Here is a 26072-nt window from a genome sequence, read left to right on the forward strand (position 1 = left end):
AAACCCGCATTGTCTGGAATGCGGAGCAGGGCGAATCCCCGCCCGACCCTACAGGAATCAACATGAGCGAAAGCTTTGCAGAACTTTTTGAAGAAAGCCTAAAGACCCTCGATATGCAACCGGGTGCCATCATCACTGGCATCGTGGTAGACATCGACGGCGACTGGGTTACCGTTCACGCTGGCCTGAAGTCCGAGGGCGTTATCCCTCTGGAGCAGTTCTTCAACGAACAAGGCGAGCTGACCATCAAGGTCGGTGACGAAGTACACGTAGCGCTGGACGCGGTCGAAGACGGCTTCGGTGAAACCAAGCTGTCCCGCGAAAAAGCCAAGCGCGCCGAGTGCTGGATCGTTCTGGAAGCAGCTTTCGCCGCTGAGGAAGTGGTCAAGGGCGTTATCAACGGTAAGGTTAAAGGCGGCTTCACTGTCGACGTTAACGGCATCCGTGCGTTCCTGCCAGGTTCTCTGGTTGATGTTCGTCCAGTGCGCGACACCACGCACCTGGAAGGCAAAGAGCTGGAATTCAAGGTCATCAAGCTTGACCAGAAACGCAACAACGTTGTCGTTTCCCGTCGTAGCGTCCTGGAAGCCGAAAACAGTGCCGAGCGCGAAGCGCTGCTGGAATCGCTGCAGGAAGGCCAACAGGTCAAAGGTATCGTCAAGAACCTCACCGACTACGGCGCATTCGTGGATCTGGGTGGCGTCGACGGCCTGCTGCACATCACCGACATGGCCTGGAAGCGTATCAAGCACCCGTCCGAGATCGTCAACGTTGGCGACGAGATCGACGTCAAGGTTCTGAAGTACGATCGCGAGCGTAACCGTGTTTCCCTGGGCCTGAAGCAACTGGGCGAAGACCCATGGGTTGCTATCAAAGCTCGTTACCCGGAAAGCACCCGCGTCATGGCGCGCGTGACCAACCTGACCGACTACGGCTGCTTCGCAGAGCTGGAAGAAGGCGTGGAAGGCCTGGTACACGTTTCCGAAATGGACTGGACCAACAAGAACATCCACCCGTCGAAAGTCGTTCAGGTTGGCGACGAAGTGGAAGTCATGGTTCTGGACATCGACGAAGAGCGTCGTCGTATTTCCCTGGGTATCAAGCAGTGCAAAACCAACCCATGGGAAGACTTCTCCGGTCAGTTCAACAAGGGTGACAAGATCTCCGGCACCATCAAGTCGATCACCGATTTCGGTATCTTCATTGGTCTGGACGGCGGCATCGACGGCCTGGTTCACCTGTCCGACATCTCCTGGAACGAAGTCGGCGAAGAAGCCGTACGTCGCTTCAAGAAGGGCGACGAGCTGGAAACCGTCATCCTGTCGGTTGACCCAGAGCGCGAGCGTATCTCCCTGGGCATCAAGCAACTGGAAGAAGATCCGTTCTCCGACTACGTTGCTGTCAACGACAAAGGCACCATCATTCGCGGTATCGTGAAAGAAGTCGACGCCAAGGGCGCTATCGTCACCCTGGCCGAAGGCATCGAAGCGACGCTGAAAGCCTCCGAAATCAGCCGTGACCGCGTTGAAGACGCGCGCAACGTTCTGAAAGAAGGCGAAGAAGTTGAAGCCAAGATCATCAGCGTCGATCGTAAGAGCCGTGTAATCAGCTTGTCGATCAAGTCCAAAGACGTTGAAGAAGAGAAAGAAGCCATTCAGAGCCTGCGCAACAAGCCAGAAGCTGCTGAAAGCACTGGTCCGACCACCATTGGTGATCTGATTCGTGCACAGATGGAAAACCAGAACTAAGTTCGGTTAATCCACAGAAAGGGCGACTTCGGTCGCCCTTTTTCATGCCCGTAGAAAAAGCCTCTTCGGCTCTGGAGCACCCCGCAAACCGGCCTCTGCAGGATCTGGATAGCGATCTGCAGTAAACGGCTATTGCCACCTCGTACCCGCTCTTAATCTGGCTCTGCCTGATACAAGAACAACGGAGGGTACGACCCATGACCGGCACATTCGACCGCCTTGCCCGGCAGCTTGCCGAATCCGTCCAGGAGGATCCTGCCAAGGGGATTTTCCGTTGCCGACGCGATGTTTTCACCGACCCCGACCTGTTCGAACTGGAGATGAAGCACATCTTCGAAAGCGGCTGGGTTTACCTCGCCCACGAGAGCCAGATTCCCGAGATCAACGATTACTTCACCACCCATATCGGCCGTCAGCCCGTGGTCATCACCCGCGACAAGACGGGCGAGCTACATGGCCTGATCAACGCCTGTGCCCACCGTGGTGCCGTGCTGTGCCGACGCAAGCAGGGTAACAAGGGCTCGTTCACCTGCCCATTCCACGGCTGGACCTTCAGCAATGCCGGCAAACTGCTCAAGGTCAAAGATGCCAAGACCGGTGGCTACCCGCAGAGCTTCGACTGCGAAGGCTCCCATGACCTCACGCATCTGGCGCGCTTCCAGAGTTACCGCGGCTTCCTGTTCGGCAGCCTCAGCGAGGCCGTGCCGGCGCTGGAAGACTACCTGGGCGAAACCCGGGTGATCATCGACCAGATCGTCGATCAGGCGCCGCAAGGCATCGAAGTGCTGCGCGGCAACTCCTCGTACTTCTATGACGGCAACTGGAAGCTGCAGATCGAGAATGGCGCCGATGGCTACCACGTCAGCTCGGTGCACTGGAACTACTCGGCAACCATGCAGCGCCGCAACTACGAAGCCGAAGGCACGCGTACCGTGGATGCCAACGGCTGGTCGAAGAGCGTCGGCGGTTTCTATGCCTACGAGTATGGCCACATCCTGTTGTGGACGCGGCTGATCAACCCGGACGTGCGCCCGGTGTTCGAGCACCGTGACGCGCTGGCTGCCAAGTTCGGCGATACCCGCGCCGACATCATCGTCGGCCAGACCCGCAACCTGTGCCTGTACCCCAACGTGTATCTGATGGACCAGTTCTCCACGCAGATTCGCGTGGTGCGGCCCATCGCCGTCGACAAGACCGAAGTGACCATCTACTGCTTCGCGCCGAAGGGCGAGAGCGACCAGGCCCGCGCGCTGCGTATCCGCCAGTACGAAGATTTCTTCAACGTCACCGGCATGGGCACACCCGACGATCTGGAAGAGTTTCGTGCCTGTCAGACCGGTTACGCCGGCCAGGCTGCGCAGTGGAACGACCTCAGCCGTGGTGCCAGTCACTGGATCGAAGGCGCCGATGACAACGCCAAGGCCATGGGCATGCAGCCGCTGCTCAGTGGCGTGAAGTCCGAGGATGAAGGGCTGTTCGTGCGCCAGCACGCCTACTGGGCGCAAGCCATGCAGAAGGCCATCGACAGCGAGCGCGCCAACCTGATCGCCAGCGACGCGGAGGACGTAGCATGAGCGCCAATCGCCAGCTGATCCTCGATTTCATCCACCGCGAAGCGCGCCTGCTCGACGACCGTCAGTGGGATGAATGGCTGGAATGCTATTCGAGCAAAGCGGTGTTCTGGATGCCGGCCTGGGACGATAACGACGGGCTGACCGAAGACCCGCAGCGGGAGATCTCGCTGATCTATTACCCCAACCGTGAAGGGTTGGAGGACCGGGTGTTTCGCATCAAGACCGAGCGCTCCAGTGCCAGTACGCCGGAGCCGCGTACCGCGCACTTCATCGCCAACCTGGAGGTGCTCGAGGAGAGTAGCGACGAGGTTCAGGTGCGCTTCAACTGGCAGACCCTGAGCCATCGCTACAAGAGCACCGATGTCTATTTCGGCACCTCGTTCTACCACCTGGACATGCGTGGCGATCAGCCGTTGATCACCCGCAAAAAGGTGGTGCTCAAGAACGATTACGTGCACCAGGTTCTCGACATCTATCACATCTGAGTCGATGCGCTGCCGCCTAGCTTCTGTGCCCGCTGGCAGCGCCGAGGTATTGCCATGACGTACACCATCGCCCTGAATTTCGAAGACGGGGTCACCCGCTTCATCGACTGCAAGGCCAATGAAAAGATACTGGATGCGGCCTATCGCAACCGCATCAACCTGCCCATGGACTGCTCCGACGGCGTATGCGGCACCTGCAAGTGCCGCTGCGAAGACGGCGAGTACGACCAGGGCGAGGACTACATCGAGGACGCTCTCAGCGAAGACGAAGCCGCCCAGGGCCTGGTGCTGACCTGCCAGATGGTGCCGGCCTCGGACTGCGTGGTCGCCGTCCCTGTGCCGTCCACCGCGTGCAAGACCGGCACGGGCAGCTTCGAAGGCGAGCTGGTGTCGATCACCGCGCACGCCGATGCGGCCCTGGAGGTGGTCTTCGATATTGCCAGCGGCGCAACGGCGCCGAGCTTTCTGCCGGGGCAGTACGTGAACATCGGCGTGCCGGGCGCCGGCCAGACTCGCGCTTACTCGTTCAGCAGCAAGCCGGGCGAGTCGCGCTTCAGCTTTCTGATCAAGCGTGTGCCAGGTGGGCTGATGAGCGCCTACCTGGATCAGGCGCAGCCGGGTGAGCGCCTGCAGTTCACCGGGCCATTGGGCACCTTCTACCTGCGCGAATTGCGCCGCCCGTTGCTGTTGCTGGCGGGCGGCACCGGCCTGGCGCCTTTTCTGTCGATGCTCGAAGTGCTGGCCGAGCGCGGCTGCGAGCAGCCGATCAGCCTGATCTACGGGGTCACCCGGGATCTCGATTTGGTGCTGGTCGAGCGCTTGCAGGCCCTGGCCGAGCGCTTGCCGACCCTGGCGTTGATCACCTGCGTGGCCGAGCCGCAGTCCGGGCATCCCCGCAAGGGCTACGTCACTCAGCATATGAGCGCAGCGATGCTCAACGACGGCGAGGTCGACGTTTACCTGTGCGGGCCGCCGCCGATGGTCGATGCCGTGCGCGCCCACTTCAGCGAGCAGGGCGTCACGCCAGCCAGTTTCCATTACGAGAAGTTCACCCCGACCCTGGTGGTCAGCACCGATCGGCAAGCCCTGACGGCCTGAGGAGAGCACCATGCACAAGCGATTCGACAGCAAGGTGGCGCTGGTTACCGGCGCAGCGCAGGGCATCGGTCGGCGGGTCGTCGAGCGCCTGGCTGCAGAAGGCGCACGCGTCGTGGCGGTGGACCGGGCCGAACTGGTTCACGAACTGCGGGACGAGTTGGGGCAGGGCGCCGAGCTGCTAACCCTGACCGCTGACCTGGAGCGCTACGGCGACTGCCAGCAGGTGGTCAAGCAGGCCGTCGAGCGTTTTGGCCGCCTGGACATTCTGATCAACAACGTCGGCGGCACCATCTGGGCGAAGCCGTTCGAGCATTACCGCGAAGAGGAAATCGAAGCCGAGGTGCGCCGCTCGCTGTTCCCGACCTTGTGGTGCTGCCATGCCGCCTTGCCGGTGATGCTGGAGCAGGGGGCAGGGGCCATCGTCAACGTGTCGTCCATTGCCACCCGCAGCCTCAATCGCGTGCCTTATGGCGCGGCCAAGGGGGGCGTCAACGCGCTGACCGCCTGCCTGGCGTTCGAGAACGCGCAGCGGGGTATTCGCGTCAACGCCACCGCACCGGGGGGCACCGAGGCGCCGCCACGGCGCATCCCGCGCAATGCCGCCGAACAGAGCGAACAGGAAAAGGGCTGGTATCAGCAGATCGTCGATCAGACCCTCGACAGCAGCCTGATGAAGCGCTACGGCACGCTCGACGAGCAGGTCGGCGCCATCCTGTTTCTGGCCTCCGACGAGGCCTCCTACATCACTGGCGTGACCCTGCCGGTCGGCGGTGGTGATCTCGGCTGACGGCTTCACACGAGTCCAACAGGGCGGCAACGCCGGCCACGGCTTCACAACAACAATAAGAGACCCATGCCATGCGTAACCTCGACGTCAACGACGTAATCGACAATGCACGCTTCAATTCCTTCCACTGGCTGGTGATGTGCCTGTGCGCCTTGCTGCTGATATTCGATGGCTACGACCTGTTCATCTATGGCGTAGTGCTGCCGGTGATCATGAAGGAGTGGGGGCTCACGCCTCTGCAGGCCGGCGCTCTGGGCAGCTACGCGCTGTTCGGCATGATGTTCGGCGCGCTGTTGTTCGGCAGCCTGGCCGACAAGATCGGCCGCAAGAAGGGCATCGCGATCTGCTTTGCGCTGTTCAGCGTGGCGACCATCGTCAATGGCTTTGCCAGTAACCCGACCGAGTTCGGTATCTGTCGCTTTATCGCCGGTCTTGGCTGCGGCGGCCTGATGCCCAACGCGGTGGCGCTGATGAACGAATACGCGCCGAAGAAAATACGCAGCACTCTGGTGGCGGTGATGTTCAGTGGCTATTCGCTCGGCGGCATGCTCTCGGCTGGCGTGGGGATCTTCATGCTGCCGCGTTTCGGCTGGGAGTCGATGTTCTTCGCCGCCGCGCTGCCACTGCTGCTGTTGCCGGTGATTCTCTACTACCTGCCCGAATCGATTGGCTTTCTGGTGCGCCGGGGCGAGCATGACAAGGCCCGCGCCTTGCTCAATCGCCTCGACCCCGCCCAGACGCTGGGCGCCGATGTGCAACTGACCATCAATGAGCGCAAGGGCGGTGGCGTATCGGTGCTGGAGTTGTTTCGCAATGGCCTGGCGGTGCGCACCCTGTCGATTTGGGTGGCGTTCTTCTGCTGCCTGCTGATGGTCTACGCGCTGAGCTCCTGGTTGCCGAAACTGATGGCCAACGCCGGTTACAGCCTGGGGTCGAGCCTGTCGTTCCTGTTGGCCCTGAACTTCGGCGGCATGGCTGGAGCAATTCTCGGCGGCTGGCTGGGCGACCGTTTCAACCTGACCAAGGTCAAGGTCGGCTTCTTCATCGCCGCTGCCGTGTCGATCAGCCTGCTCGGCTTCAAGAGCCCGACGCTGATGCTCTACCTGCTGATCTTCATCGCCGGGGCGACCACCATCGGCACGCAGATCCTGCTGTACGCCGGCACCGCCCAGCTCTACGGCCTGTCGATCCGCTCCACCGGCCTTGGCTGGGCCTCGGGTATTGGCCGCAACGGCGCCATCGTCGGCCCGCTGCTCGGTGGTGCGCTGATGGGCATCGAGTTGCCGCTGCAACTCAACTTCATGGCCTTCGCCATCCCTGGCGCCATAGCGGCCCTGGCCATGCTGGTGTTCGCGCTGAACAGCGCCCGCTCCGAAAGAGTCAGCCTGCAACCCAGCAAAGCCTGATCGCCACCTCCATCCGTACCCTGATCCATCTCCGTTCACCTCATCGGTGAACTGGGAGCGGCTGCGGCCGCCCGCTTGACGGAGCGAAACAATGACGCTGTTCAAGGACATGTCGCTGTCGGCGCTCGTCGCCGGCTTTATCGCCACGGTGATTTCCTATGCCGGGCCGCTGGTGATCATCTTCCAGGCGGCGCGCACGGCGGGTTTGCCGGCCGAGGTGCTGTCGTCGTGGATCTGGGCGATCAGCATCGGCAGTGGCGTGCTGGGCATCGTGCTCAGCTTGCGCTACCGAGCGCCAGTGGTGATCGCCTGGTCGGCGCCGGGCTCGGCGCTGCTGGTCAGCCTGTTGCCGCACGTGAGCGTCGGCGAGGCGGTGGGCGCCTACCTGATCGCCAACCTGATCGTGCTGTTGGTAGGCCTGAGTGGTGCCTTCGACAAACTGGCCGCCCGGCTGCCGCTGTCGGTGTGCTCGGCGATGCTGGCGGGCATTCTGTTCAGCTTTGGCAGCGCGCTGTTCACCTCGCTGCAGGAGCAGCCGCTGCTGGTGCTGGCGATGTTCGTGACCTATCTGGTGTGCAAGCGCCTGTCGCCGCGCTATGCGGTGCCGGCGGTGTTGCTGGTCGGCGTCGGTCTGGTGATCGGCCGTGGCGAGCTGAGCGCCGATGCCTGGGTGATCGGCCTGGCCACACCGGTGTGGATCACCCCGCAGTTTTCGCCGATGGCGATACTCAATATCGGCGTGCCGCTGGCCGTGGTGGCGCTGACCGGGCAATTCATACCGGGCATGGCCGTGCTGCGCAGCAGCGGTTACGGCCAGGTGCCGGCACGGCCGTTGTTGGCGGGCTGTGGCCTGGGCAGCTTGCTGCTGGCGCCCTTTGCCTGCCATGGCCTGGCGCTGGGGGCGATTACCGCGGCGATCTGTACCGGCCGTGAGGCCCATGAGCGCCCCGAGCGGCGCTATGTAGCCGGGGTGGCCGGCGGCGTTTTCTACCTGCTGTTCGGCCTGTTCGGGGCAACCCTGGTCAGCCTGTTCACTGCCTTCCCCCAGGCATTGGTGGCGGCACTCGCAGGGCTTGCACTGTTCGGGGCGATAGCAGCTTCCCTGGCCGGCGCCATGGCCGTGCCGCAAGAGCGTGAAGTCGCGCTGGTGGCCTTTCTGGTTACTGCGTCGGGCATGTCCTTTCTCGGTCTGTCGGCGGCGTTCTGGGGGCTGATTTTCGGCCTGTTCGCCCATTGGCTGCTGATCCATAAAACCGCGCCCGGCGCCGCGCAGGCCGTGCGCTCCCGGCCCGACCAAGCGACCCGCTGAACCCCGATTTTCCTGATCCGGCTCTCCGCGCTGTCTGGCGTGGGGCGCCGCTGTACCCATGCAATAACAACAAGAGCAGAGCAATCATGAGTAAGCATCAGACTACCTTGTGCGTATTTTCCCTGAGCGTGCTGAGCTTGCCGGCTGCCGTGCAGGCCGCCAACGAAGGCTTCGTCGAGGGGGCCAGCGCGACCCTGCAGGCGCGCAACTACTACTTCAGCCGGGATTTCTCCGACATCGTCGGCGCCAACCGGCAGTTCAAGGCCGAGGAATGGGCCCAGGGTTTCATCCTCGACTTCAAGTCCGGCTACACGCCTGGCGTGGTCGGCTTCGGTCTGGATGCCCAGGGACTGCTCGGCATCAAGCTCGACAGCAGCCGCGACCGGGTCAACACCGGGCTGCTGCCGGTGCACGACAACGGCGAGGCCGCCGACGAATACAGCCGTCTCGGTGTGGCGCTGAAGGCTCGCTATTCGCAGACCGAACTGCGCGTCGGTGAGCTGCAGCCCAACCTGCCGGTGCTGACCTTCAGTGATATCCGCCTGCTGCCACCGAGCTACCAGGGCGCCTCGCTGGTGTCCCGGGAGATCGACGGCCTGACTCTGCAGGGTGGCCACCTGCGCTCCACCAGCCTGCGCAACGAGGCCGGCGACGACAAGCTGCAGGCCATGCTCGGCCATGTCCCACAGCGCCAGGTCAGCAGCGACGCGTTCAACTACCTGGGCGCCGACTACGCCTTCAACGATAAGCGCACCACCGCCAGCCTGTGGTACGCGCAGCTCGAGGACATCTACAACCAGCGTTTCGTCGGTCTCAAGCACAGCCAGCCAATGGGCGCCTGGACCCTGGGCGCCAACCTCGGCTACTTCGACAGCCAGGAAGATGGCGACAAGCTGCTCGGCACTATCGATAACCAGGCCTTTTACTCGCTGATTTCGGCCAAGCACGGCGGTCATACCTTCTATGTCGGCTACCAGGCGATGTTCGGCGACAACCCGTTCCCGCGGGTATTCGCCAACGTCACGCCGCTGGGCAACGAGGTGCCGACCTATGAGTTCGCCTACACCGACGAGCGCTCCTGGCAGGCGCGTTACGACTACGACTTCGCCGCCCTCGGCGTGCCTGGCCTGACCACCACGGTGCGCTACATCCGCGGCAACAACGTTGACACCGGGCGCGGCTTCGAAGGCAAGGATCGCGAGCGCGACCTGGATATCGGCTATGTAGTGCAGAGCGGGGCGCTCAAGGGACTGGGCGTGCGCGTGCGTAACGTCGAGGCGCGTTCAAACTACCGCAGCGATATCGACGAGAACCGGCTGATCCTTTCTTACACCTGGACGTTGCTGTGAGGCGCTGGCGGTAGTCCTTTAGGGGCTCGTGTTGATTGCGTAATCCGCCGTCTTGGAGTCCTCCTGTGGGTGTGGGGCGGGGACGCCCAGTCCACGCCCGCGATTTTTCGCGCGCATGGCGCGCTCCCACAGGGATCGTGGATGGCCGTGGCTTATCTTGCTGATCGGCGATAGCTAATGCTTGCGCCGTAGCAATTATTGATGGGTTCCACCCATCCTACGGGCCTGACTCAGTCGTAGTGTGGACGACGCTTCAACCGTCCACCGCACTGCAGGCGTAATGGTGGATGAAAAGAGCATCATCCACCATTACGCCTTGGAGGTTCGTCACCGCGACTCAATAGGGTGATCACTCGAGGTCCAGATTCTTCACCAGCTTCAGGCAGCGCTTGAGCAGTGGCGAATCATCGTCCTTGCGGTAGCTGATCACGATGGGTGACGTGGCGCTGGCGTCGAGCAGCGGCGTATAGCCGATATCGTCGCGGTGCAGGCGCTGCACGGAGGCCGGCACCAGGCTAATGCCGATGCCGGCGGCAACCAGGCCGATGGCGGTCTGCAGTTCGTTGGTCATCTGCGCCACGCGAATCTTAAGGTCGTTGCGGGCGAACAGGGCCAGTACATGGTCGGCGTAGCTGGGCCGCGGTGACGCCGGGTAGAGCACGAACGGCTCGCGAGCCAGTTCCTCCAGCGAAGCCGGAGCGGCCAGCAGGCGGTGGCCGGCGGGCAGGGCGGCGACCAGCGGATCCTGGCGGATCACTTCCTGGACGATGGCCGGGTCTTCGATATGGATGCGGCCGAAGCCGATATCGATACGGCCGCGTTTGAGCGCTTCGACCTGGGGCAGGGTGGTCAGCTCGGACAAGCCCAGTTCGATGGCAGCCTCGGCGCGCAGCTGGCGGATCAGCTCGGGTAGCGCGCCATACAGGGTCGAGGGTGCGAAGCCGATACCGAACCAGCGTCGCTGCCCTTCGGCGATGCGCCGGGTGTCGTCGCTGACACGGCCCAACTGCTCGAGCAATTGGACGGAATGTTCATAGAAGAACCGCCCGGCCTCGGTCAGGCGCAGCGGCCGGCCGCGCTCGATCAAGGCCACCCCCAACTCGTCTTCCAGTTGCTGGATCTGCCGGCTCAGCGGCGGCTGGGCGATATGCAGGCGTTCGGCTGCGCGGGTGAAATTGAGGGTTTCCGCGAGCACGCGAAAGTAACGCAAATGGCGCAGCTCCATGATACCTCCAGGGTATGAAACCAGACCGATTCAATATTGGACTGCCTGATTTGCTGAGGTCAATCTGTGCCCAGACAAAAATAAAACCTGAAGGATATGCTCGTGCTCACTCGCATCCTTTGTTCTTCTGCTCCTCTGCTGCCGGCCGGCTTCGTGAACGAGGCGCCCCGGGGCGTCGTTTCTCTGGCGCCTGCCCGTTGCCCCTTGCACACGGATCACCGCCCATGAGCCTCCCGCTGATCGAAAGCCTCGAGACCCTGATCGTCGACCTGCCGACCATTCGCCCGCACAAGCTGGCCATGCACACCATGCAGCACCAGACCCTGGTGATCCTGCGGTTGCGCTGCAGCGACGGTATCGAGGGCGTCGGTGAAGCCACCACCATCGGTGGCCTGGCCTATGCCGGGGAAAGCCCGGAAAGCATCAAGACCAATATCGATACCTACTTCGCACCGCTGTTGGTCGGACAGCCGGCCGGCAACATCAACGCCGCCATGCTGCGTATCGACCGCAGCGTGCGCGCCAACACCTTTGCCCGCTCGGCCGTGGAAACCGCGCTGCTCGACGCCCAGGGCAAACGCCTTGGCCTGCCGGTCGCCGAGCTGCTCGGTGGCCGTGTACGTGACGGCCTGGAAGTGGCCTGGACGCTGGCCAGCGGCGATACCAGCAAGGACATCGACGAAGCCGAGCGCATGCTCGACCTGCGTCGCCACCGGATTTTCAAGCTGAAGATCGGCAGCCGCGATGCCGCGCTGGATATCGCCCACGTGGCGGCGATCAAGCGCGCATTGGGCGAGCGTGCCAGCGTGCGGGTCGACGTCAACCAGGCGTGGAGCGAGGCAGTGGCCATTCGCGCCTGCCAGGCGCTCGGTGATGCCGGCGTCGACCTGATCGAGCAACCGATTCCCCGTCAGGACGTACAGGCCCAGGCCCGCGTCAGCGCCCGCAGCCCGGCGCCGATCATGGCCGATGAAGCCATCGAGAGCGTGGAAGACAGCTTCAACCTGGCCCGTGGCGGCGCCGCACCGGTATTCGCCCTGAAGATCGCCAAGAATGGCGGCCCACGCGCCGTGCTGCGCAGCGCTTACATCGCCGAAGCGGCAGGCATCGCCCTGTACGGCGGCACCATGCTCGAAGGCAGCGTCGGCACCCTGGCGTCGGCCCATGCCTTCGCCACCCTGAGCAAGCTGGAATGGCACACCGAGCTGTTCGGCCCGCTGCTGCTGACCGAGGACATCCTGGTCAACGTGCCGGTGTATCGCGATTTCGAACTGAAGATTCCGACCACGCCGGGCCTTGGCGTGGAGCTCGACGAAGAGCGCCTGCAGCGTTTCTGCCGCCGCTGAACCTGAATTCCAAAGGAGCTAGCCATGCTGTTTCACGTACGCATGACCGTAACACTGCCGACCGACATGCCCGCCGAGCAGGCCGCGCGCCTCAAGGCTGACGAGAAGGAACTGGCCCAGCGCCTGCAGCGCGAAGGCACCTGGCGTCACCTCTGGCGCATCGCCGGGCTTTACGCCAATGTCAGCATTTTCGATGTGGCCGATGCCCAGGCTTTGCATGACACGCTGATGCAATTGCCGCTGTATCCGTACATGGACATCGAGGTCATGGCGCTGTGTCGCCACCCGTCCTCGATCCACGATGACGAACGCTGATCGGCGCCATTTGCTCGCCTGATCCGATCCAGACAACAACAAGATGAGGAAACAAGCCATGACCGTACGTATCGCCCAGACCGTCGAAGTGCAGAAGTTCTTCGAAGACGCCGCCGGCTTCACCAATGACGGCGGTAATGCCCGGATGAAAACGGTGATCCACCGTGTGCTCAACGACACGGCGAAGATCATCGAAGACCTGCAGATCACCCCGGAAGAGTTCTGGAAGGCGGTGAACTACCTCAACGAACTGGGCGCTCGCCAGGAGGCGGGTCTGGTCGTCGCCGGCCTGGGTATCGAGCACTACCTCGACATGCTGATGGACGCCGAAGACGAAGAGGCCGGCCGCACCGGCGGCACCCCGCGCACCATCGAAGGCCCGCTGTACGTGGCTGGCGCGCCGCTGAGCAAGGGCGAAGCGCGCCTGGACGACGGCAATGACGCAGGCACGCCGCTGTTCATGCAGGGGCGGGTGTTCGACACCGATGGCAAGCCGCTGGCTGGCGCTATCGTCGACGTATGGCACGCCAACACCGGGGGTACCTACTCGTACTTCGACCCAGCGCAATCGGAATTCAACCTGCGCCGCCGCATCGAGACCGACGCCGAAGGCCGTTATCGCTTCCGCAGCATCGTACCGTCTGGCTACGGTTGCCCGCCGGATGGCCCGACCCAGCAACTGCTCGATCAGCTCGGCCGCCATGGTCAGCGTCCGGCCCACGTGCACTTCTTCATATCGGCACCGGGTCATCGCCATCTGACTACCCAGATCAACCTGGATGGCGACAAGTACCTGCACGACGACTTCGCCTACGCCACCCGTGATGAGCTGATCGCCAAGATCGACTTTTTCGACGATGCCGAGCGCGCCAAAGCCCATGGCGTGCAAGGGCGCTTCGCGGAAATCGAGTTCGATTTCACCCTGCAGTCCACTGCCGAGCCCAAGGCGCAAAAACGCCACGAGCGGGTTCGCGCGCTGGAGGCGTAAGCCCAACGCCTTGTAGGTAGCGCTCGCCGTGCTGCCTCTCGTCTGCCTCAGCGCAGGCGAGGGGCCGCGCGGCGCCCTGCATTGAGCGCCTGTTTTTCGCATGCCTGGGAGAGATGTAACCCTTTGTCACGCTGACGTATCGCGTTACCAGGGGAGGGTTAGAATCGCCGGACGATTAGCGGATTGCCGGCTAGCGGCGATTCAGCCTTATAAGAAAAACAACGAGGCCTGATGATGAGCAATGTCTTGCTGAGCGCGCGCAGCAGTGTGTTCGAGCGCGCCGATCCTTACGCGGTGTCCGAGTATGTCAATCAGCACGTCGGTGCTCACTGCATTCGCCTGCCCACCAGCGGTTTTCCCGAGGCGAGCCTCAATCACCGCAAGTTCGCCAGCCTCGATCTGTGCCGCATCAGCTACGGTGGCAGCGTGCGCGTCACCTCGCCGGCGCTGGAAACCATCTACCACCTGCAGGTATTGCTCAAGGGCCATTGCCGCTCGCAGTGCCGCGGCCAGGAACACTTTTACGTGCCGGGCGAGCTGCTGCTGATCAACCCGGACGACCCGGTGGATCTGACCTATTCGGCCGATTGCGAGAAATTCATCGTCAAGCTGCCGGTCAGCCTGTTCGAGAACACCTGTCTGGAAAACCGCTGGATGCTGCCGCAAAGCGGTATCCGCTTCAGCGCCGCACGTCACGACATGGGTGAGCTCGAAGGGTTTTCCAACCTGCTGATGCTGATCTGTGAAGAAGCCGAAGCCGCCTCCAGCATGCCTCAGGTGCAGGAGCACTACGTGCGTATCATCGCCAGCAAGCTGCTGGGCCTGCTGGGCAACAACGTGCAGCGCGTGCAGCCGCAATCCCAGGGCGGCTCCTTCGAGCAGGTCGTCGATTACATCGAACAGCACCTGACGCAGGACATCGGCATCGAGCAGTTGGTAACGGTCGCCCGGGTCAGCGAACGGTCGCTGTATGCCCTGTTCGAGCGCCATGCCGGCATCAGCCCCAAGGATTACATCCGCCAGCGCAAGCTCGAACGCATCCATGCCCAGTTGCTCGACCCCGCCTGCAAGGTGCGCAGCGTTACCGAGATCGCCCTGGACCACGGCTTTCTGCACCTGGGGCGTTTCGCCGAAGCTTACCGCCGGTGCTTTGGTGAGCTGCCGTCGGAGACCTACAAGCGCAACCGCTGAGCCGGTTGGGCGAGGGGAGTGATAGGTTTATAAGTCTTGTTCGATTATCGAACGGATAGTCGATTATCGGATTGTTAGCCGCCTACTGGATGAGTACCTTGTGACCATACGGCAAATCGCCGCCCACGGTATCCAGAGCAACAAGACGAGAACGACCATGGCTGAGATTCTCTCCCTGCGCGAAGCGGTCGAACGCTTCGTTCACGATGGCGACACCGTTGCCCTCGAAGGCTTCACCCACCTGATTCCGACCGCTGCGTCCCATGAGCTGATCCGTCAGAACAAGAAGGATCTGACCCTGGTGCGCATGACCCCCGATCTGGTCTACGACCTGCTGATCGGGGCCGGTTGCGCCAAGCGGCTGATCTTCTCCTGGGGCGGTAACCCCGGTGTCGGTTCGCTGCACCGCCTGCGTGATGCCGTCGAGAAGCACTGGCCGCACAAGCTGGAAATCAGCGAGCACAGCCACGCCGCCATGGCCAACGCTTATGTCTCCGGCGCCTCCAACCTGCCGTTCGCCGTACTGCGCGGCTATCAGGGTTCGGACCTGGTCAAGGTCAACCCGGATATCAAGTTCATCGAATGCCCGTTCACCGGCGAGAAGCTGGCGGCGATTCCCAGCGTGCGCCCGGACGTCACCGTGATCCACGCGCAGAAAGCCGACCGCAAGGGCAACGTGCTGATCCAGGGCATCCTTGGCGTGCAGAAGGAAGCCGCCCTGGCCGCCAAGCGTTGCATCGTCACCGTCGAGGAAATCGTCGACGACCTGCAGGCACCGATGAACGCCTGCGTGCTGCCAACCTGGGCACTGACCGCGGTCTGCGTGGTGCCTGGCGGCGCCCATCCGTCCTATGCCCACGGTTACTACGAGCGCGACAACCGCTTCTACCAGGCCTGGGACCCGATTGCCCGTGACCGCGAAACCTTCACCGCGTGGATCGACGAATACATCCGCGGCACCGAGGATTTTGCGCAGTACCAGGCGAAAGTGAATGGGGAGGCCAAGTGATGAGCGACTTCAATACCAATGAAATGATGACCGTGGCCGCCGCGCGCCGCCTCGGCAATGGCAGCGTGTGCTTCGTCGGCATCGGCCTGCCATCCAAGGCCGCCAACCTGGCGCGCCTGACCCACGCGCCGGAAGTGGTGCTGATTTATGAATCCGGCCCGATTGGCGCCAAGCCAAGCGTGCTGCCGCTGTCCATCGGTGATGGCGAGCTGGCTGAAACCGCGGACACCGTGGTGCCGACCGGCGAGATCTTCCGCTACTGGCTGCAAGGCGGGCGCATCGACGTCGGCTTCCTCGGCGCCGCCCAGGTCGACAAGTTCGGCAACATTAACACCACCGTGATCGGCGATTACCACGCGCCGAAAGTGCGCCTGCCGGGCGCTGGCGGCGCGCCGGAGATTGCCGGCAGCGCCAAGAAAGTGCTGATCATCCTCAAGCAGGGTCATCGCACCTTCGTCGACAAACTGGCGTTCATCACTTCGGTCGGCCATGGCGAAGGTGGTGACCACCGCAAGCGCCTGGGCCTGCCGGGCGAAGGCCCGGTGGCGATCATCACCGACCTGTGCATCATGGAGCCGGAAGCCGGCAGCAACGAATTCATCGTTACCTCGCTGCACCCGGGGGTGACCCGTGAGCAGGTGATCGAGAACACCGGCTGGCAGATCCGTTTCGCCGACAACGTGACCACCACCGAGGCGCCGAAAGCCGAGGAACTGGCTGCCCTGCGTGATCTGGAAGCGCGTACTGCCGCTGCCCATGGGCAGAAGGGTGGTGACGAATGAGCCGCGAGGTATTTATCTGCGACGCCGTGCGCACGCCAATCGGGCGCCTCAACGGTGCGCTCTCCGCAGTGCGCGCCGACGACCTGGCGGCGATCCCGCTCAGGGCGCTGGTCGAGCGCAACCCACAGGTCGACTGGTCGGCGGTCGATGAAGTATTCATGGGCTGCGCCAACCAGTCTGGCGAAGACAACCGCAACGTCGCCCGTATGGCGCTGCTGCTGGCTGGCCTGCCGGAAAGCGTGCCGGGCGTGACGCTGAATCGTCTATGTGCTTCGGGCATGGAAGCGGTCGGTGCTGCGTTCCGCGCCATCACCTCGGGCGAGATGGAGTTGGCCATTGCCGCCGGCGTCGAGTCGATGACCCGCGCGCCCTATGTGATGGGCAAGGCCGACAGCGCCTTTGGCCGTGGCCAGAAGCTGGAAGACACCACTCTGGGCTGGCGCTTCGTCAACCCGTTGATGAAAGAGCAGTACGGCGTCGACCCGATGCCGGTCACCGGTGACAACGTCGCCGAGGAGTATGGCGTCAGCCGCGCCGACCAGGACGCCTTTGGCCTGCGTAGCCAGCAGCGCGCTGCCGCTGCCCAGGAAGCCGGTTACTACGCCGAAGAAATCGTCCCGGTGGTGATCAAGACCAGGAAGGGCGAAGTGGTTGTCGACACCGATGAGCACCCGCGCGCCGACACCACTGCCGAAGGCCTGGCCAAGCTGAAGCCGGTCAACGGCCCGGACAAGACCGTTACCGCGGGCAACGCCTCGGGCCTCAACGATGGTGCCTCGGCGATGATTCTGGCTTCTGCCGAAGCGGTTAGGAAATATGGGCTCAAGCCCCGCGCCAAGGTGCTGGGCATGGCCAGCGGTGGCGTGGCGCCACGCATCATGGGCGTCGGCCCGGTGCCGGCGGTGCGCAAGCTGCTGGCGCGCCTGAACCTGAGCATCGAGCAGTTCGACGTGATCGAGCTGAACGAAGCCTTCGCCGCCCAGGGCCTGGCAGTGACCCGCGACCTCGGCTTGCCGGACGACAGCCCCAAGGTCAACCCGAACGGCGGCGCCATCGCCCTTGGCCATCCGCTGGGCATGAGCGGCAACCGCCTGGTACTGACCGCCGTGCACCACCTGGAAAAGACCGGCGGCAAGCTTGGTTTGGCGACCATGTGCGTGGGTGTAGGGCAGGGGCTGGCGCTGGCTATCGAGCGGGTTTAGGGCCTGTTTGCGAAGTGGTGAAAACGGTCGTTCGCCTCGTAGGTGGATGGCGCTTTTTTCATCCACCGTTGCGATTGCTGCGGTGGACGGATAAAGCGCCACCCACCCTGTGGCACTCGACCCACATAGGGTTTGACGTCGACCGCGTATTTTGTGGGAGGGCGCCATGCGCCCGATTCGCGGGCATGGCCCGCTCCCACGATCATGACCAAGCCGCCAGTTCTATTGCTAAGACGACTTCCGAGGTTTCGTTTGTCCTCGCCAGGGCGCGGTCCACGACCCCGTGGCCTGGCGGGGATGAGCGACTCGAAATGACGAATCATTTTGTTACAGGTGGTGTCGGAGTAGGGAACAGTCCTGTTTCCTACCAGTGAGTATCCATGATGAGTACTGAAGCCAGCGCGGCGTACCAAGCCCCCAACTACAGCCCGGAAGAGCGCCGCAAGCGCATCTTCGCCATCGTCGGTGCCTCCTCGGGCAATCTGGTCGAGTGGTTCGACTTCTACGTGTATGCCTTCTGCGCGATCTACTTCGCGCCGGCTTTCTTTCCCTCCGATGACCCGACCGTGCAGCTGCTCAATACCGCAGGCGTATTCGCTGCCGGCTTTCTGATGCGGCCGATCGGTGGCTGGGTGTTTGGCCGGGTTGCCGACAAATACGGCCGCAAGGTCTCGATGATGATCTCGGTGCTGATGATGTGCCTCGGCTCGCTGGCCATCGCCTGCATGCCGACCTACAGCAGCATCGGCACCCTGGCGCCCGTGCTGCTGTTGCTGGCGCGGCTGTTCCAAGGCCTGTCGGTGGGCGGCGAGTACGGCACCACCGCCACCTACATGAGCGAAGTGGCGCTCAAGGGCCAGCGCGGCTTCTTCGCCTCCTTCCAGTACGTCACCCTGATCGGCGGGCAACTGCTCGCGGTGCTGGTCGTGGTGATCCTGCAGCAGACGCTGAGCGAGGATGAACTGCGCGCCTGGGGCTGGCGTATCCCGTTCGTGATCGGCGCCATGGCTGCCGTGGTGGCGTTCTACCTGCGCCGCTCGCTGGACGAAACCGCCAAGCAGGATCAGATCGGCAACAAGGAATCGGGCAGCATTGCCTACCTGTTCAAACACCACAAGGCTGCGTTCTTCACCGTGCTGGGCTACACCGCCGGTGGCTCGCTGATCTTCTATACCTTCACCACCTACATGCAGAAGTACCTGGTCAACTCGGCCGGCATGAGCGCCAAGATGGCCAGCGGCATCATGACCGGTGCGCTGTTCCTGTTCATGATCATGCAGCCACTGTTCGGCGCGCTGTCCGACCGTATCGGCCGGCGCACCTCGATGCTCTGGTTCGGCGCTCTGGGCGCTATCTGCACCTGGCCGATCCTGGCCTTGCTGCACACCGTGCAGAGCCCGGTGATGGCCTTCCTGTTGATCATCGCAGCGCTGGCCATCGTCAGCCTGTACACCTCGATCAGCGGCCTGGTGAAGGCCGAGATGTTTCCGCCGGAAGTCCGCGCCCTCGGCGTCGGCCTGGCCTATGCGGTGGCCAACGCGCTGTTTGGCGGCTCGGCTGAATATGTTGCCCTGGGCCTGAAATCCATCGGTATGGAACAGACCTTCTACTGGTACGTATCAGGCATGATGGTGCTGGCCTTTCTGGTCAGCCTGCGCCTGCCGCGGCAGGCCAGTTACCTGCATCACGATCATTGACCACGGAGTGTTCGCTGTATGAGTTCCAGGCCCGCTAGCCAGCTGTTCGATGCCTACTTCACGGGTGCGCCGATGCGCCAGGTGTTCAGCGACCATGGCCGGGTGCAGGGCATGCTCGACTTCGAGGCGGCGCTGGCACGGGCCGAAGCGGCGGCCGGGGTGATTCCCCGTGAGGTGGTGGCCGATATCGAGGCCGCCTGCCGGGCTGAACTCTATGACTTCGACGCCCTGGCTATCGCCATCGGCAGCGCCGGCAACTCGGCGATTCCATTGGTCAAGGCGCTGGGCAAGCGCATCGCGGCGAGCAATGCCGAAGCCGAGCGCTACGTGCATATGGGCGCCACCAGCCAGGACGCCATGGACAGCGGCCTGGTGCTGCAACTGCGCGCGGCCATCGACCTGCTGGAGCGCGACCTCGAAACCTTGAGCCGGCAGCTGGCCGAGCAGGCCCAGCGCCATGCGGCTACGCCGATGGCCGGGCGCACCTGGCTGCAGCACGCCACGCCGGTCACCCTGGGTATGAAGATCGCCGGCTGGCTCGGTGCCATCGACCGCCATCGCCAGCGCCTCGACGAAATCAAACCACGCCTGCTGTGCCTGCAGTTTGGCGGCGCTTCCGGCAGCCTGGCGGCGTTGGGCGACAAGGCCTGGTCGGTGGTGGGTGCCCTGGCGGCTGAGCTGGATCTGCAACTGCCCGAGCAACCCTGGCACACCCAGCGTGATCGCCTGGTCGAGTTCGCCAGCCTGCTCGGCTTGATTGCCGGCAGCCTGGGCAAAATGGGCCGTGACATCAGCCTGCTGATGCAAACCGAAGCCGGCGAGCTGTTCGAACCCTCGGCGCCAGGCAAAGGTGGCTCCTCGACCATGCCGCACAAGCGCAACCCGGTGGGTGCTGCCGTGCTGATCGGTGCTGCCACCCGCGCGCCCGGGCTGGTCGCCACCATGTTCGCCGCCATGCCCCAGGAGCACGAGCGCAGCCTCGGCCTGTGGCACGCCGAGTGGGAGACGCTGCCCGAGCTGTGCTGCCTGGTATCCGGCGCCCTGCAGCAGGCTCTGATCATGGTGCCCGACCTCGAAGTGGATGCCGAACGCATGGCCGCCAACCTGGAATTGACCCGCGGCCTGGTGCTTGCCGAGGCGGTGAGCATCGCCCTGGCGCGGCGCATTGGCCGCGACGCCGCCCACCATCTGGTCGAGCAATGCTGCAAACAGGCGGTGCAGGAGGGCGTTCATCTGCGCGACGTGCTGGGCGCCAATGCCGAGGTCACCGCGCAACTGTCTGCCGAAGAACTGGATCGTCTGCTCGACCCCGCCCATTACCTGGGCCAGGCGCAGCGCTGGGTCGACCGTGCGGTGGCTCAGCACCGCTCAGCGAGTCACTGAATCGTTTTCCCGTTAGGAGATTGTCATGCCTGTCGTATCCCTCGCCGATGGCGACCTGAACTACCTGCTCGAAGGCCCGGCCGATGCACCGGTGCTGGTGCTTTCCAACTCCCTGGGCACCAACCTGCATATGTGGGATGCGCAGATCCCGGCGTTCAGCGAACATTTCCGGGTGCTGCGTTACGACACCCGCGGTCATGGCCAGTCGCTGGTCACGCCCGGCTTCTACAGCATCGAGCAGAACGGCCGCGACGTGCTGGCGCTGCTCGATGCGCTGAACATCGACAAGGCGCATTTCTGCGGCCTGTCCATGGGCGGCCTGATCGGCCAGTGGCTGGCGATCAATGCCGCCTCGCGCGTGGATCGTCTGGTGCTGTGCAACACCGCCGCCAAGATAGGCACCGACGAGGTGTGGAACACCCGCATCGACACCGTGCTCAAGGGCGGCGAGAAGGCCATGCGCGACCTGCGTGATGCCTCCATCGAACGCTGGTTCACCGCGCCGTTCGCCAAGGCTCAGCCGGAGAAGGTCGACCCCATCGTCACCATGCTGGCGCAGACCTCGCCGCAAGGCTATGCCGGCAACTGTGCGGCGGTGCGCGATGCCGATTACCGTGAGCAGATCGCGAGCATCACCGCGCCGGCGCTGATCGTCTGCGGCACGGGGGATGCAGTTACCACGCCGGAGCACGGCCGCTTCATGCAGGAGCGCATTGCTGGCGCCGAGCTGGTCGAGTTCGACGCTGCACACCTGTCCAACGTGCAGGCCGGTGAGTTGTTCACCGGGCGGGTACTGAGCTTTCTGCAAACCAATTGAGCGAGCTGTGCGTGGGCGTCGTCGGACGCCCACGCCGTGAAGAGAAATGGAGCCACCGATGGACGAAAAACAACGCTACGACGCCGGCATGCAGGTGCGCCGCGCGGTGCTGGGCGATACCCATGTCAACCGCAGCCTGGAAAAACTGACGCCGTTCAACGAAGAATTCCAAGAGATGATCACCCGCCATGCCTGGGGCGATATCTGGACGCGCCCGGGCCTGCCGCGCCATACCCGCAGCCTGATCACCATCGCCATGCTGATCGGCATGAACCGCGAGGGCGAATTGAGGCTGCACCTCAAGGCCGCCAAGAACAACGGCGTGACCCGCGAGGAGCTCAAGGAGCTGATCATGCAGAGCGCGATCTACTGCGGTATTCCCGCTGCCAATGCCACCTTCCACCTGGCCGAAGAGCTGTGGGACGAAGTCGGTGTCGAGTCGCTGAACAAATCCTGAGAGCTCGCTGTTCCAGAAAGCCCCGCATCAGCGGGGCTTTTATTGTCTGGTGATTTTTTGCAGTGCTTGATGTTTGCCGTGGCGCCCCCATCTGATTGACAGGTTCTTCCTCCTTCTGCCTTCGAGTGCGCCATGCCATCGCTTCTATCCGTTCGCCAGCGCGAAGCCTTGCGCACTTCATGGGCCTTTATCGCCCCTTATCGCGGGCGCGTGCTCGGTGCGTTGCTGGCGCTGATGTTTACCGCCGCCATTACCCTGTCCATGGGGCAGGGCATCAAGCTGCTGGTCGACCAGGGCCTGGCGACGCAATCGCCGGAAGCGCTACGCCATTCGATCCTGCTGTTCTTCGTGCTGGTACTGGCCCTGGCGGTCGGTACCTACACGCGCTTCTACCTGGTGTCCTGGCTTGGTGAGCGGGTGGTGGCGGATATCCGCAAGCGGGTTTTCAATCACCTGGTCGGCCTGCACCCCGGCTTCTACGCCCACAACCGTGCCTCGGAGATCCAGTCGCGGCTGACTGCCGATACCACCCTGCTGCAGTCGGTGATCGGCTCGTCGTTGTCGATGGCGCTGCGCAACCTGATCATGCTGGTTGGCGGCATGATCCTGCTGGTGGTCACCAATCCCAAGCTCAGCGCCATCGTGCTGGCCGCGTTGCCGCTGGTGGTGGCGCCGATCCTGCTGTTCGGCCGCCGTGTGCGCGAGCTGTCGCGGCAGAGCCAGGATCGCATCGCCGATGTCGGCAGCTACGTCAGCGAAGTGCTCGGGCAGATCAAGACGGTGCAGGCCTACAACCACCAGGCCGAGGATCGCCGGCGTTTCGGCCTGTCCGCCGAGGCGGCGTTCGACACGGCGCGCAAGCGCGTCGCCCAGCGTGCCTGGCTGATCACCGTGGTAATCGTGCTGGTGCTCGGCGCCGTGGGCGTGATGCTCTGGGTCGGCGGTATGGACGTGATCGCCGGGCGCATCAGCGGCGGCGAGCTGGCAGCCTTCGTGTTCTATAGCCTGATCGTCGGCTCCTCGTTCGGCACCCTCAGCGAGGTGATCGGCGAACTGCAGCGCGCAGCCGGCGCTGCGGAGCGGATCAGTGAATTGCTCGCCGCCCGCAACGAGATCCATACGCCGCTCGACGGTGCGCTGGTCCCTGCGCAGCCCGTGCAGGGGCGCATCGAGGTGCAGGGGCTGTCCTTCGCCTATCCGACCCGTCCGGAAAGCCTTGCCTTGCAGGGCATCGATCTGACTGTGGTACCTGGCGAAACCCTGGCCATCGTCGGCCCGTCCGGGGCGGGCAAGTCGACGCTGTTCGACCTGCTGCTGCGTTTCTATGACCCGCTGCAGGGGCGCATCCTGATCGACGGCCTGCCGATCGAGCAGCTCGATCCACACGCGTTGCGCGAGAATTTTGCCCTGGTCTCCCAGCACCCGGCACTGTTCTTCGGCAGCGTGGAAGACAACATCCGCTATGGCCGGCTGGATGCCAGCAGCGCCGAAGTGGAGGCCGCGGCACGTGCAGCCCACGCCCACGAATTTATCGAGCGCCTGCCCCAGGGCTACCAGACTCATCTGGGTGATGCTGGTTTGGGGCTTTCAGGCGGTCAGCGGCAGCGTCTGGCGATTGCCAGGGCGTTGCTGATGGATGCGCCGATCCTGCTGCTCGACGAAGCCACCAGCGCCCTGGATGCCGAGAGTGAGCACCTGATCCAGCAAGCGCTACCCGAGCTGATGCGCGGGCGTACCACCCTGGTGATCGCCCACCGCCTGGCCACGGTGAAGAGCGCCGACCGTATCGCGGTCTTCGATCAGGGGCAGTTGGTGGCACTCGGCAAACATGCAGAACTGGTAGCCAGCAATCCGCTGTATGCGCGGTTGGCCGAGCTGCAGTTCGTGGAGAAAAGCTAAGGGTAGGGCGCCGGTATCGGCATTGGCTGTGTGGTGGGTCGGTGAAGCGTGACCCACGATCAGATCCATATTTGTGGGAGCGGGCGGGGACGCCCAGTCCATGCCCGCGAATCAGTCGCGCGCATGGCGCGCTCCCACAAGGTTGGCTCTGCGGGCTGTTGGACTCAGCCGTTGACCAGGCTCAGAAACTCGCTGCGGGTCGCGGCGTTTTCGCGGAATTCACCGAGCATCACCGAGGTGACCATCGAGGAGTTCTGCTTCTCCACGCCGCGCATCATCATGCACATGTGCTTGGCCTCGATGACCACCGCCACGCCCAGCGCACCGGTGACCTGCTGAACCGCTTCGGCGATCTGCCGGCTCAGGCTTTCCTGGATCTGCAGGCGGCGGGCATACATGTCGACAATGCGCGCGACCTTGGACAGTCCCAGCACCTTGCCGTTGGGAATGTAGGCGACATGGGCCTTGCCGATAAAGGGCAGCAGGTGGTGCTCGCACAGCGAATACAGCTCGATATCCTTGACCACCACCATCTCACTGGCGTCGGAGCTAAACAGCGCGCCGTTGGTGACTTCTTCCAGGGTCTTCTGGTAGCCATTGCACAGGTACTGCATGGCCTTGGCGGCGCGCTTGGGCGTGTCGAGCAGGCCTTCGCGGGAAACGTCTTCGCCGAGCTGGCCGAGGATGGCGGTGTACTGCTGTTCGAGGGTGTTGCGGCTAGAGTCCATGCGGCTTCCAGTGGTTTGCGGATATCGATTAGCGGCTGTCTGGCCCCGATGCTGGCGCGCTGGGCGCGGCATCGGGTCAAAGCGGGCGGCAATTGTAATCCGCTCGCAGCGATTTACCGAGCCTTTATGCCACTCGGTGCATCGCTGCGCTGGTTGGCGCTGGCTTATTTGGCGGCGTGAGCGGCCAGGCAGGTGTCGAGCATGCGGTTGGAGAAACCCCATTCGTTGTCGTACCAGGCCAGCACTTTCACCAGTCGACCGTTTACCTTGGTGTGGTTGGCGTCGAAGATCGACGACAGCGGGTTGTGGTTGAAGTCGCACGACACCAGCGGCAGCGTGTTGTAGCCCAGTACCGGGGATTTCTCCGCAGCGGCTTTCAGCAGGGCGTTGACTTCCTCGACGCTGGTGTCGCGCTGCACCTGAATGGTCAGGTCGACCAGCGACACGTTGATCACCGGCACGCGCACCGCCATGCCGGTCAGCCGGCCGGCCAGCTCCGGCAGCACCAGGCCGACCGCTTCGGCGGCGCCGGTCTTGGTGGGGATCATCGACTGGGTGGCCGAGCGCGCCCGGAAGGGGTCGCTGTGGTAGACGTCGGAGAGGTTCTGGTCGTTGGTGTAGGCGTGGATGGTGGTCATCAGCCCGCTTTCGATGCCCAGCTCGCGCTGCAGCACCTGGGCGACCGGCGCCAGGCAGTTGGTGGTGCAGGAAGCGTTGGAGATGATCTGCTGGTCTGCGCGCAGGCTGCCTTCGTTGACGCCGTAGACGATGGTCGCATCCGCACCCTTGGCCGGTGCCGAGATAATCACCTTGCGCGCGCCAGCGCTCAGGTGAGCAGCCGCCTTGTCGCGTTCGGTGAACAGGCCGGTGCACTCGAACACCACGTCGACGTCCAGGTCCTTCCACGGCAGGTCGGCAGGATTACGGATCGCGCTGACCGCGATGCGGTCACCATTGATAAGCAGGTTCTGGCCATCGACCTCGACGGCGGCGTCGAAAATGCCGTGTACGCTGTCGTACTTGAGCAGATGAGCGTTGATGGCGCTGTCGCCCAGGTCGTTGATGGCGACGACTTGCAGTTTTTCGCGGTAGTTCTGGGTATAGAGTGCCCGGAGCACGTTACGGCCGATGCGGCCGAAACCATTGATGGCAATTCGCAATGTCATGAGCGTCGATCCTTATATGTTGTTTTAAAAACAAGATTATTCTCATGAAAGTAGAAATCAAGCGTTTTAGCTGTCAATATTTTGATAAAAATACAATTCGAAGTGCTACCT

General features: G+C 63.2%; 23 protein-coding genes. 20 read left to right on the plus strand and 3 right to left on the minus strand.

Annotation, left to right across the window (positions count from 1 at the left end):
* Positions 1–62: 62 nt before the first annotated feature.
* The 8 genes from rpsA to BUC40_RS18750 all read left to right on the plus strand — a co-directional run bounded on the left by rpsA (position 63) and on the right by BUC40_RS18750 (position 9756).
* The gene (gene rpsA, locus BUC40_RS18715; RefSeq protein ID WP_073267696.1) at positions 63–1748 is read left to right on the plus strand and encodes a 30S ribosomal protein S1; all 1686 of its coding nucleotides are present in this window, start codon (positions 63–65) and stop codon (positions 1746–1748) included.
* 197 nt (positions 1749–1945) lie between these two features.
* Positions 1946–3322 carry a Rieske 2Fe-2S domain-containing protein gene (locus BUC40_RS18720; protein ID WP_073267697.1) on the plus strand — a complete coding sequence of 459 codons (1377 nt, stop codon included), beginning with the start codon at positions 1946–1948 and terminating at the stop codon, positions 3320–3322.
* A complete protein-coding gene (gene benB, locus BUC40_RS18725; RefSeq protein ID WP_073267698.1) occupies positions 3319–3807 on the plus strand; it encodes a benzoate 1,2-dioxygenase small subunit in 489 nt (162 codons plus the stop codon). The genes BUC40_RS18720 and benB overlap by 4 nt, the downstream gene beginning before the upstream one ends.
* A gap of 54 nt (positions 3808–3861) precedes the next feature.
* Positions 3862–4905: a benzoate 1,2-dioxygenase electron transfer component BenC gene (gene benC / locus BUC40_RS18730; RefSeq protein ID WP_073267699.1), complete on the plus strand. Its 1044-nt coding sequence runs from the start codon at positions 3862–3864 to the stop codon at positions 4903–4905.
* Positions 4906–4915: 10 nt separating this feature from the next.
* Entirely contained in the window at positions 4916–5692 is a 777-nt protein-coding gene (locus tag BUC40_RS18735) for a 1,6-dihydroxycyclohexa-2,4-diene-1-carboxylate dehydrogenase (protein ID WP_073267700.1), read from the plus strand.
* 71 nt (positions 5693–5763) lie between these two features.
* Positions 5764–7098, plus strand: coding sequence for an MFS transporter (locus BUC40_RS18740; RefSeq protein WP_073267701.1), 1335 nt, complete (start codon positions 5764–5766; stop codon positions 7096–7098).
* A gap of 91 nt (positions 7099–7189) precedes the next feature.
* The gene (locus BUC40_RS18745; protein ID WP_073267702.1) at positions 7190–8407 is read left to right on the plus strand and encodes a benzoate/H(+) symporter BenE family transporter; all 1218 of its coding nucleotides are present in this window, start codon (positions 7190–7192) and stop codon (positions 8405–8407) included.
* An 86-nt stretch (positions 8408–8493) separates the two neighbouring features.
* The gene (locus BUC40_RS18750) at positions 8494–9756 is read left to right on the plus strand and encodes an OprD family porin (RefSeq protein WP_073267703.1); all 1263 of its coding nucleotides are present in this window, start codon (positions 8494–8496) and stop codon (positions 9754–9756) included.
* Positions 9757–10105: 349 nt separating this feature from the next.
* On the opposite strand, the gene BUC40_RS18755 is transcribed toward BUC40_RS18750, so the two are convergent.
* Complete coding sequence (locus BUC40_RS18755) at positions 10106–10981, minus strand: LysR family transcriptional regulator (protein ID WP_073267704.1); 876 nt, start codon at positions 10979–10981, stop codon at positions 10106–10108.
* A 224-nt stretch (positions 10982–11205) separates the two neighbouring features.
* Here BUC40_RS18755 and BUC40_RS18760 point away from each other — a divergent pair, with 224 nt between their 5' ends.
* The 12 genes from BUC40_RS18760 to BUC40_RS18815 all read left to right on the plus strand — a co-directional run bounded on the left by BUC40_RS18760 (position 11206) and on the right by BUC40_RS18815 (position 24067).
* Complete coding sequence (locus BUC40_RS18760) at positions 11206–12327, plus strand: muconate cycloisomerase family protein (RefSeq protein WP_073267705.1); 1122 nt, start codon at positions 11206–11208, stop codon at positions 12325–12327.
* A 24-nt stretch (positions 12328–12351) separates the two neighbouring features.
* Positions 12352–12642, plus strand: a complete 291-nt coding sequence (gene catC, locus BUC40_RS18765; RefSeq protein ID WP_073267706.1) for a muconolactone Delta-isomerase — start codon at positions 12352–12354, stop codon at positions 12640–12642.
* Positions 12643–12700: 58 nt separating this feature from the next.
* Positions 12701–13630, plus strand: coding sequence for a catechol 1,2-dioxygenase (gene catA / locus BUC40_RS18770; RefSeq protein WP_073267707.1), 930 nt, complete (start codon positions 12701–12703; stop codon positions 13628–13630).
* Positions 13631–13864: 234 nt separating this feature from the next.
* On the plus strand, positions 13865–14821 hold the full coding sequence (locus BUC40_RS18775; protein ID WP_083593634.1) for an AraC family transcriptional regulator: 957 nt from the start codon (positions 13865–13867) through the stop codon (positions 14819–14821).
* 157 nt (positions 14822–14978) lie between these two features.
* Positions 14979–15830, plus strand: coding sequence for a CoA transferase subunit A (locus BUC40_RS18780; protein WP_073267709.1), 852 nt, complete (start codon positions 14979–14981; stop codon positions 15828–15830).
* The gene (locus tag BUC40_RS18785) at positions 15830–16612 is read left to right on the plus strand and encodes a CoA-transferase subunit beta (protein WP_073267710.1); all 783 of its coding nucleotides are present in this window, start codon (positions 15830–15832) and stop codon (positions 16610–16612) included. The genes BUC40_RS18780 and BUC40_RS18785 overlap by 1 nt, the downstream gene beginning before the upstream one ends.
* Positions 16609–17814 (plus strand): 3-oxoadipyl-CoA thiolase, encoded by a 1206-nt coding sequence (gene pcaF, locus BUC40_RS18790; RefSeq protein WP_073267711.1) that lies wholly within the window; start codon positions 16609–16611, stop codon positions 17812–17814. Before BUC40_RS18785 ends, pcaF begins: the two co-directional genes overlap by 4 nt.
* 383 nt (positions 17815–18197) lie before the next feature.
* Positions 18198–19511 carry an MFS family transporter gene (locus tag BUC40_RS18795; RefSeq protein WP_073267826.1) on the plus strand — a complete coding sequence of 438 codons (1314 nt, stop codon included), beginning with the start codon at positions 18198–18200 and terminating at the stop codon, positions 19509–19511.
* Between the two features lie 18 nt (positions 19512–19529).
* Positions 19530–20894 (plus strand): 3-carboxy-cis,cis-muconate cycloisomerase, encoded by a 1365-nt coding sequence (locus BUC40_RS18800; protein WP_073267712.1) that lies wholly within the window; start codon positions 19530–19532, stop codon positions 20892–20894.
* 25 nt (positions 20895–20919) lie between these two features.
* A complete protein-coding gene (pcaD, locus tag BUC40_RS18805; RefSeq protein ID WP_073267713.1) occupies positions 20920–21711 on the plus strand; it encodes a 3-oxoadipate enol-lactonase in 792 nt (263 codons plus the stop codon).
* A gap of 58 nt (positions 21712–21769) precedes the next feature.
* Positions 21770–22168, plus strand: a complete 399-nt coding sequence (gene pcaC / locus BUC40_RS18810) for a 4-carboxymuconolactone decarboxylase (protein ID WP_073267714.1) — start codon at positions 21770–21772, stop codon at positions 22166–22168.
* Between the two features lie 132 nt (positions 22169–22300).
* Positions 22301–24067 carry an ABC transporter transmembrane domain-containing protein gene (locus BUC40_RS18815; RefSeq protein ID WP_073267715.1) on the plus strand — a complete coding sequence of 589 codons (1767 nt, stop codon included), beginning with the start codon at positions 22301–22303 and terminating at the stop codon, positions 24065–24067.
* A gap of 164 nt (positions 24068–24231) precedes the next feature.
* Here BUC40_RS18815 and folE read toward each other — a convergent pair whose 3' ends face one another.
* Both folE and gap read right to left on the minus strand, forming a co-directional pair.
* A complete protein-coding gene (gene folE, locus BUC40_RS18820; protein WP_073267716.1) occupies positions 24232–24795 on the minus strand; it encodes a GTP cyclohydrolase I FolE in 564 nt (187 codons plus the stop codon).
* Between the two features lie 164 nt (positions 24796–24959).
* The gene (gene gap, locus BUC40_RS18825) at positions 24960–25961 is read right to left on the minus strand and encodes a type I glyceraldehyde-3-phosphate dehydrogenase (RefSeq protein WP_073267717.1); all 1002 of its coding nucleotides are present in this window, start codon (positions 25959–25961) and stop codon (positions 24960–24962) included.
* Positions 25962–26072 lie beyond the last annotated feature (111 nt).

The organism is Phytopseudomonas punonensis (assembly GCF_900142655.1).
Lineage (GTDB): Bacteria > Pseudomonadota > Gammaproteobacteria > Pseudomonadales > Pseudomonadaceae > Aquipseudomonas > Aquipseudomonas punonensis.

What these genes read in the sequence shown, in the direction of transcription:
- rpsA (WP_073267696.1), top strand. Translation starts at nt 63, where the DNA reads ATGAGCGAAAGCTTTGCAGAACTTTTTGAAGAAAGCCTAAAGACCCTC.
- BUC40_RS18720 (WP_073267697.1), top strand. Translation starts at nt 1,946, where the DNA reads ATGACCGGCACATTCGACCGCCTTGCCCGGCAGCTTGCCGAATCCGTC.
- benB (WP_073267698.1), top strand. Translation starts at nt 3,319, where the DNA reads ATGAGCGCCAATCGCCAGCTGATCCTCGATTTCATCCACCGCGAAGCG.
- benC (WP_073267699.1), top strand. Translation starts at nt 3,862, where the DNA reads ATGACGTACACCATCGCCCTGAATTTCGAAGACGGGGTCACCCGCTTC.
- BUC40_RS18735 (WP_073267700.1), top strand. Translation starts at nt 4,916, where the DNA reads ATGCACAAGCGATTCGACAGCAAGGTGGCGCTGGTTACCGGCGCAGCG.
- BUC40_RS18740 (WP_073267701.1), top strand. Translation starts at nt 5,764, where the DNA reads ATGCGTAACCTCGACGTCAACGACGTAATCGACAATGCACGCTTCAAT.
- BUC40_RS18745 (WP_073267702.1), top strand. Translation starts at nt 7,190, where the DNA reads ATGACGCTGTTCAAGGACATGTCGCTGTCGGCGCTCGTCGCCGGCTTT.
- BUC40_RS18750 (WP_073267703.1), top strand. Translation starts at nt 8,494, where the DNA reads ATGAGTAAGCATCAGACTACCTTGTGCGTATTTTCCCTGAGCGTGCTG.
- BUC40_RS18755 (WP_073267704.1), bottom strand. Translation starts at nt 10,981, where the DNA reads ATGGAGCTGCGCCATTTGCGTTACTTTCGCGTGCTCGCGGAAACCCTC.
- BUC40_RS18760 (WP_073267705.1), top strand. Translation starts at nt 11,206, where the DNA reads ATGAGCCTCCCGCTGATCGAAAGCCTCGAGACCCTGATCGTCGACCTG.
- catC (WP_073267706.1), top strand. Translation starts at nt 12,352, where the DNA reads ATGCTGTTTCACGTACGCATGACCGTAACACTGCCGACCGACATGCCC.
- catA (WP_073267707.1), top strand. Translation starts at nt 12,701, where the DNA reads ATGACCGTACGTATCGCCCAGACCGTCGAAGTGCAGAAGTTCTTCGAA.
- BUC40_RS18775 (WP_083593634.1), top strand. Translation starts at nt 13,865, where the DNA reads ATGAGCAATGTCTTGCTGAGCGCGCGCAGCAGTGTGTTCGAGCGCGCC.
- BUC40_RS18780 (WP_073267709.1), top strand. Translation starts at nt 14,979, where the DNA reads ATGGCTGAGATTCTCTCCCTGCGCGAAGCGGTCGAACGCTTCGTTCAC.
- BUC40_RS18785 (WP_073267710.1), top strand. Translation starts at nt 15,830, where the DNA reads ATGAGCGACTTCAATACCAATGAAATGATGACCGTGGCCGCCGCGCGC.
- pcaF (WP_073267711.1), top strand. Translation starts at nt 16,609, where the DNA reads ATGAGCCGCGAGGTATTTATCTGCGACGCCGTGCGCACGCCAATCGGG.
- BUC40_RS18795 (WP_073267826.1), top strand. Translation starts at nt 18,198, where the DNA reads ATGAGTACTGAAGCCAGCGCGGCGTACCAAGCCCCCAACTACAGCCCG.
- BUC40_RS18800 (WP_073267712.1), top strand. Translation starts at nt 19,530, where the DNA reads ATGAGTTCCAGGCCCGCTAGCCAGCTGTTCGATGCCTACTTCACGGGT.
- pcaD (WP_073267713.1), top strand. Translation starts at nt 20,920, where the DNA reads ATGCCTGTCGTATCCCTCGCCGATGGCGACCTGAACTACCTGCTCGAA.
- pcaC (WP_073267714.1), top strand. Translation starts at nt 21,770, where the DNA reads ATGGACGAAAAACAACGCTACGACGCCGGCATGCAGGTGCGCCGCGCG.
- BUC40_RS18815 (WP_073267715.1), top strand. Translation starts at nt 22,301, where the DNA reads ATGCCATCGCTTCTATCCGTTCGCCAGCGCGAAGCCTTGCGCACTTCA.
- folE (WP_073267716.1), bottom strand. Translation starts at nt 24,795, where the DNA reads ATGGACTCTAGCCGCAACACCCTCGAACAGCAGTACACCGCCATCCTC.
- gap (WP_073267717.1), bottom strand. Translation starts at nt 25,961, where the DNA reads ATGACATTGCGAATTGCCATCAATGGTTTCGGCCGCATCGGCCGTAAC.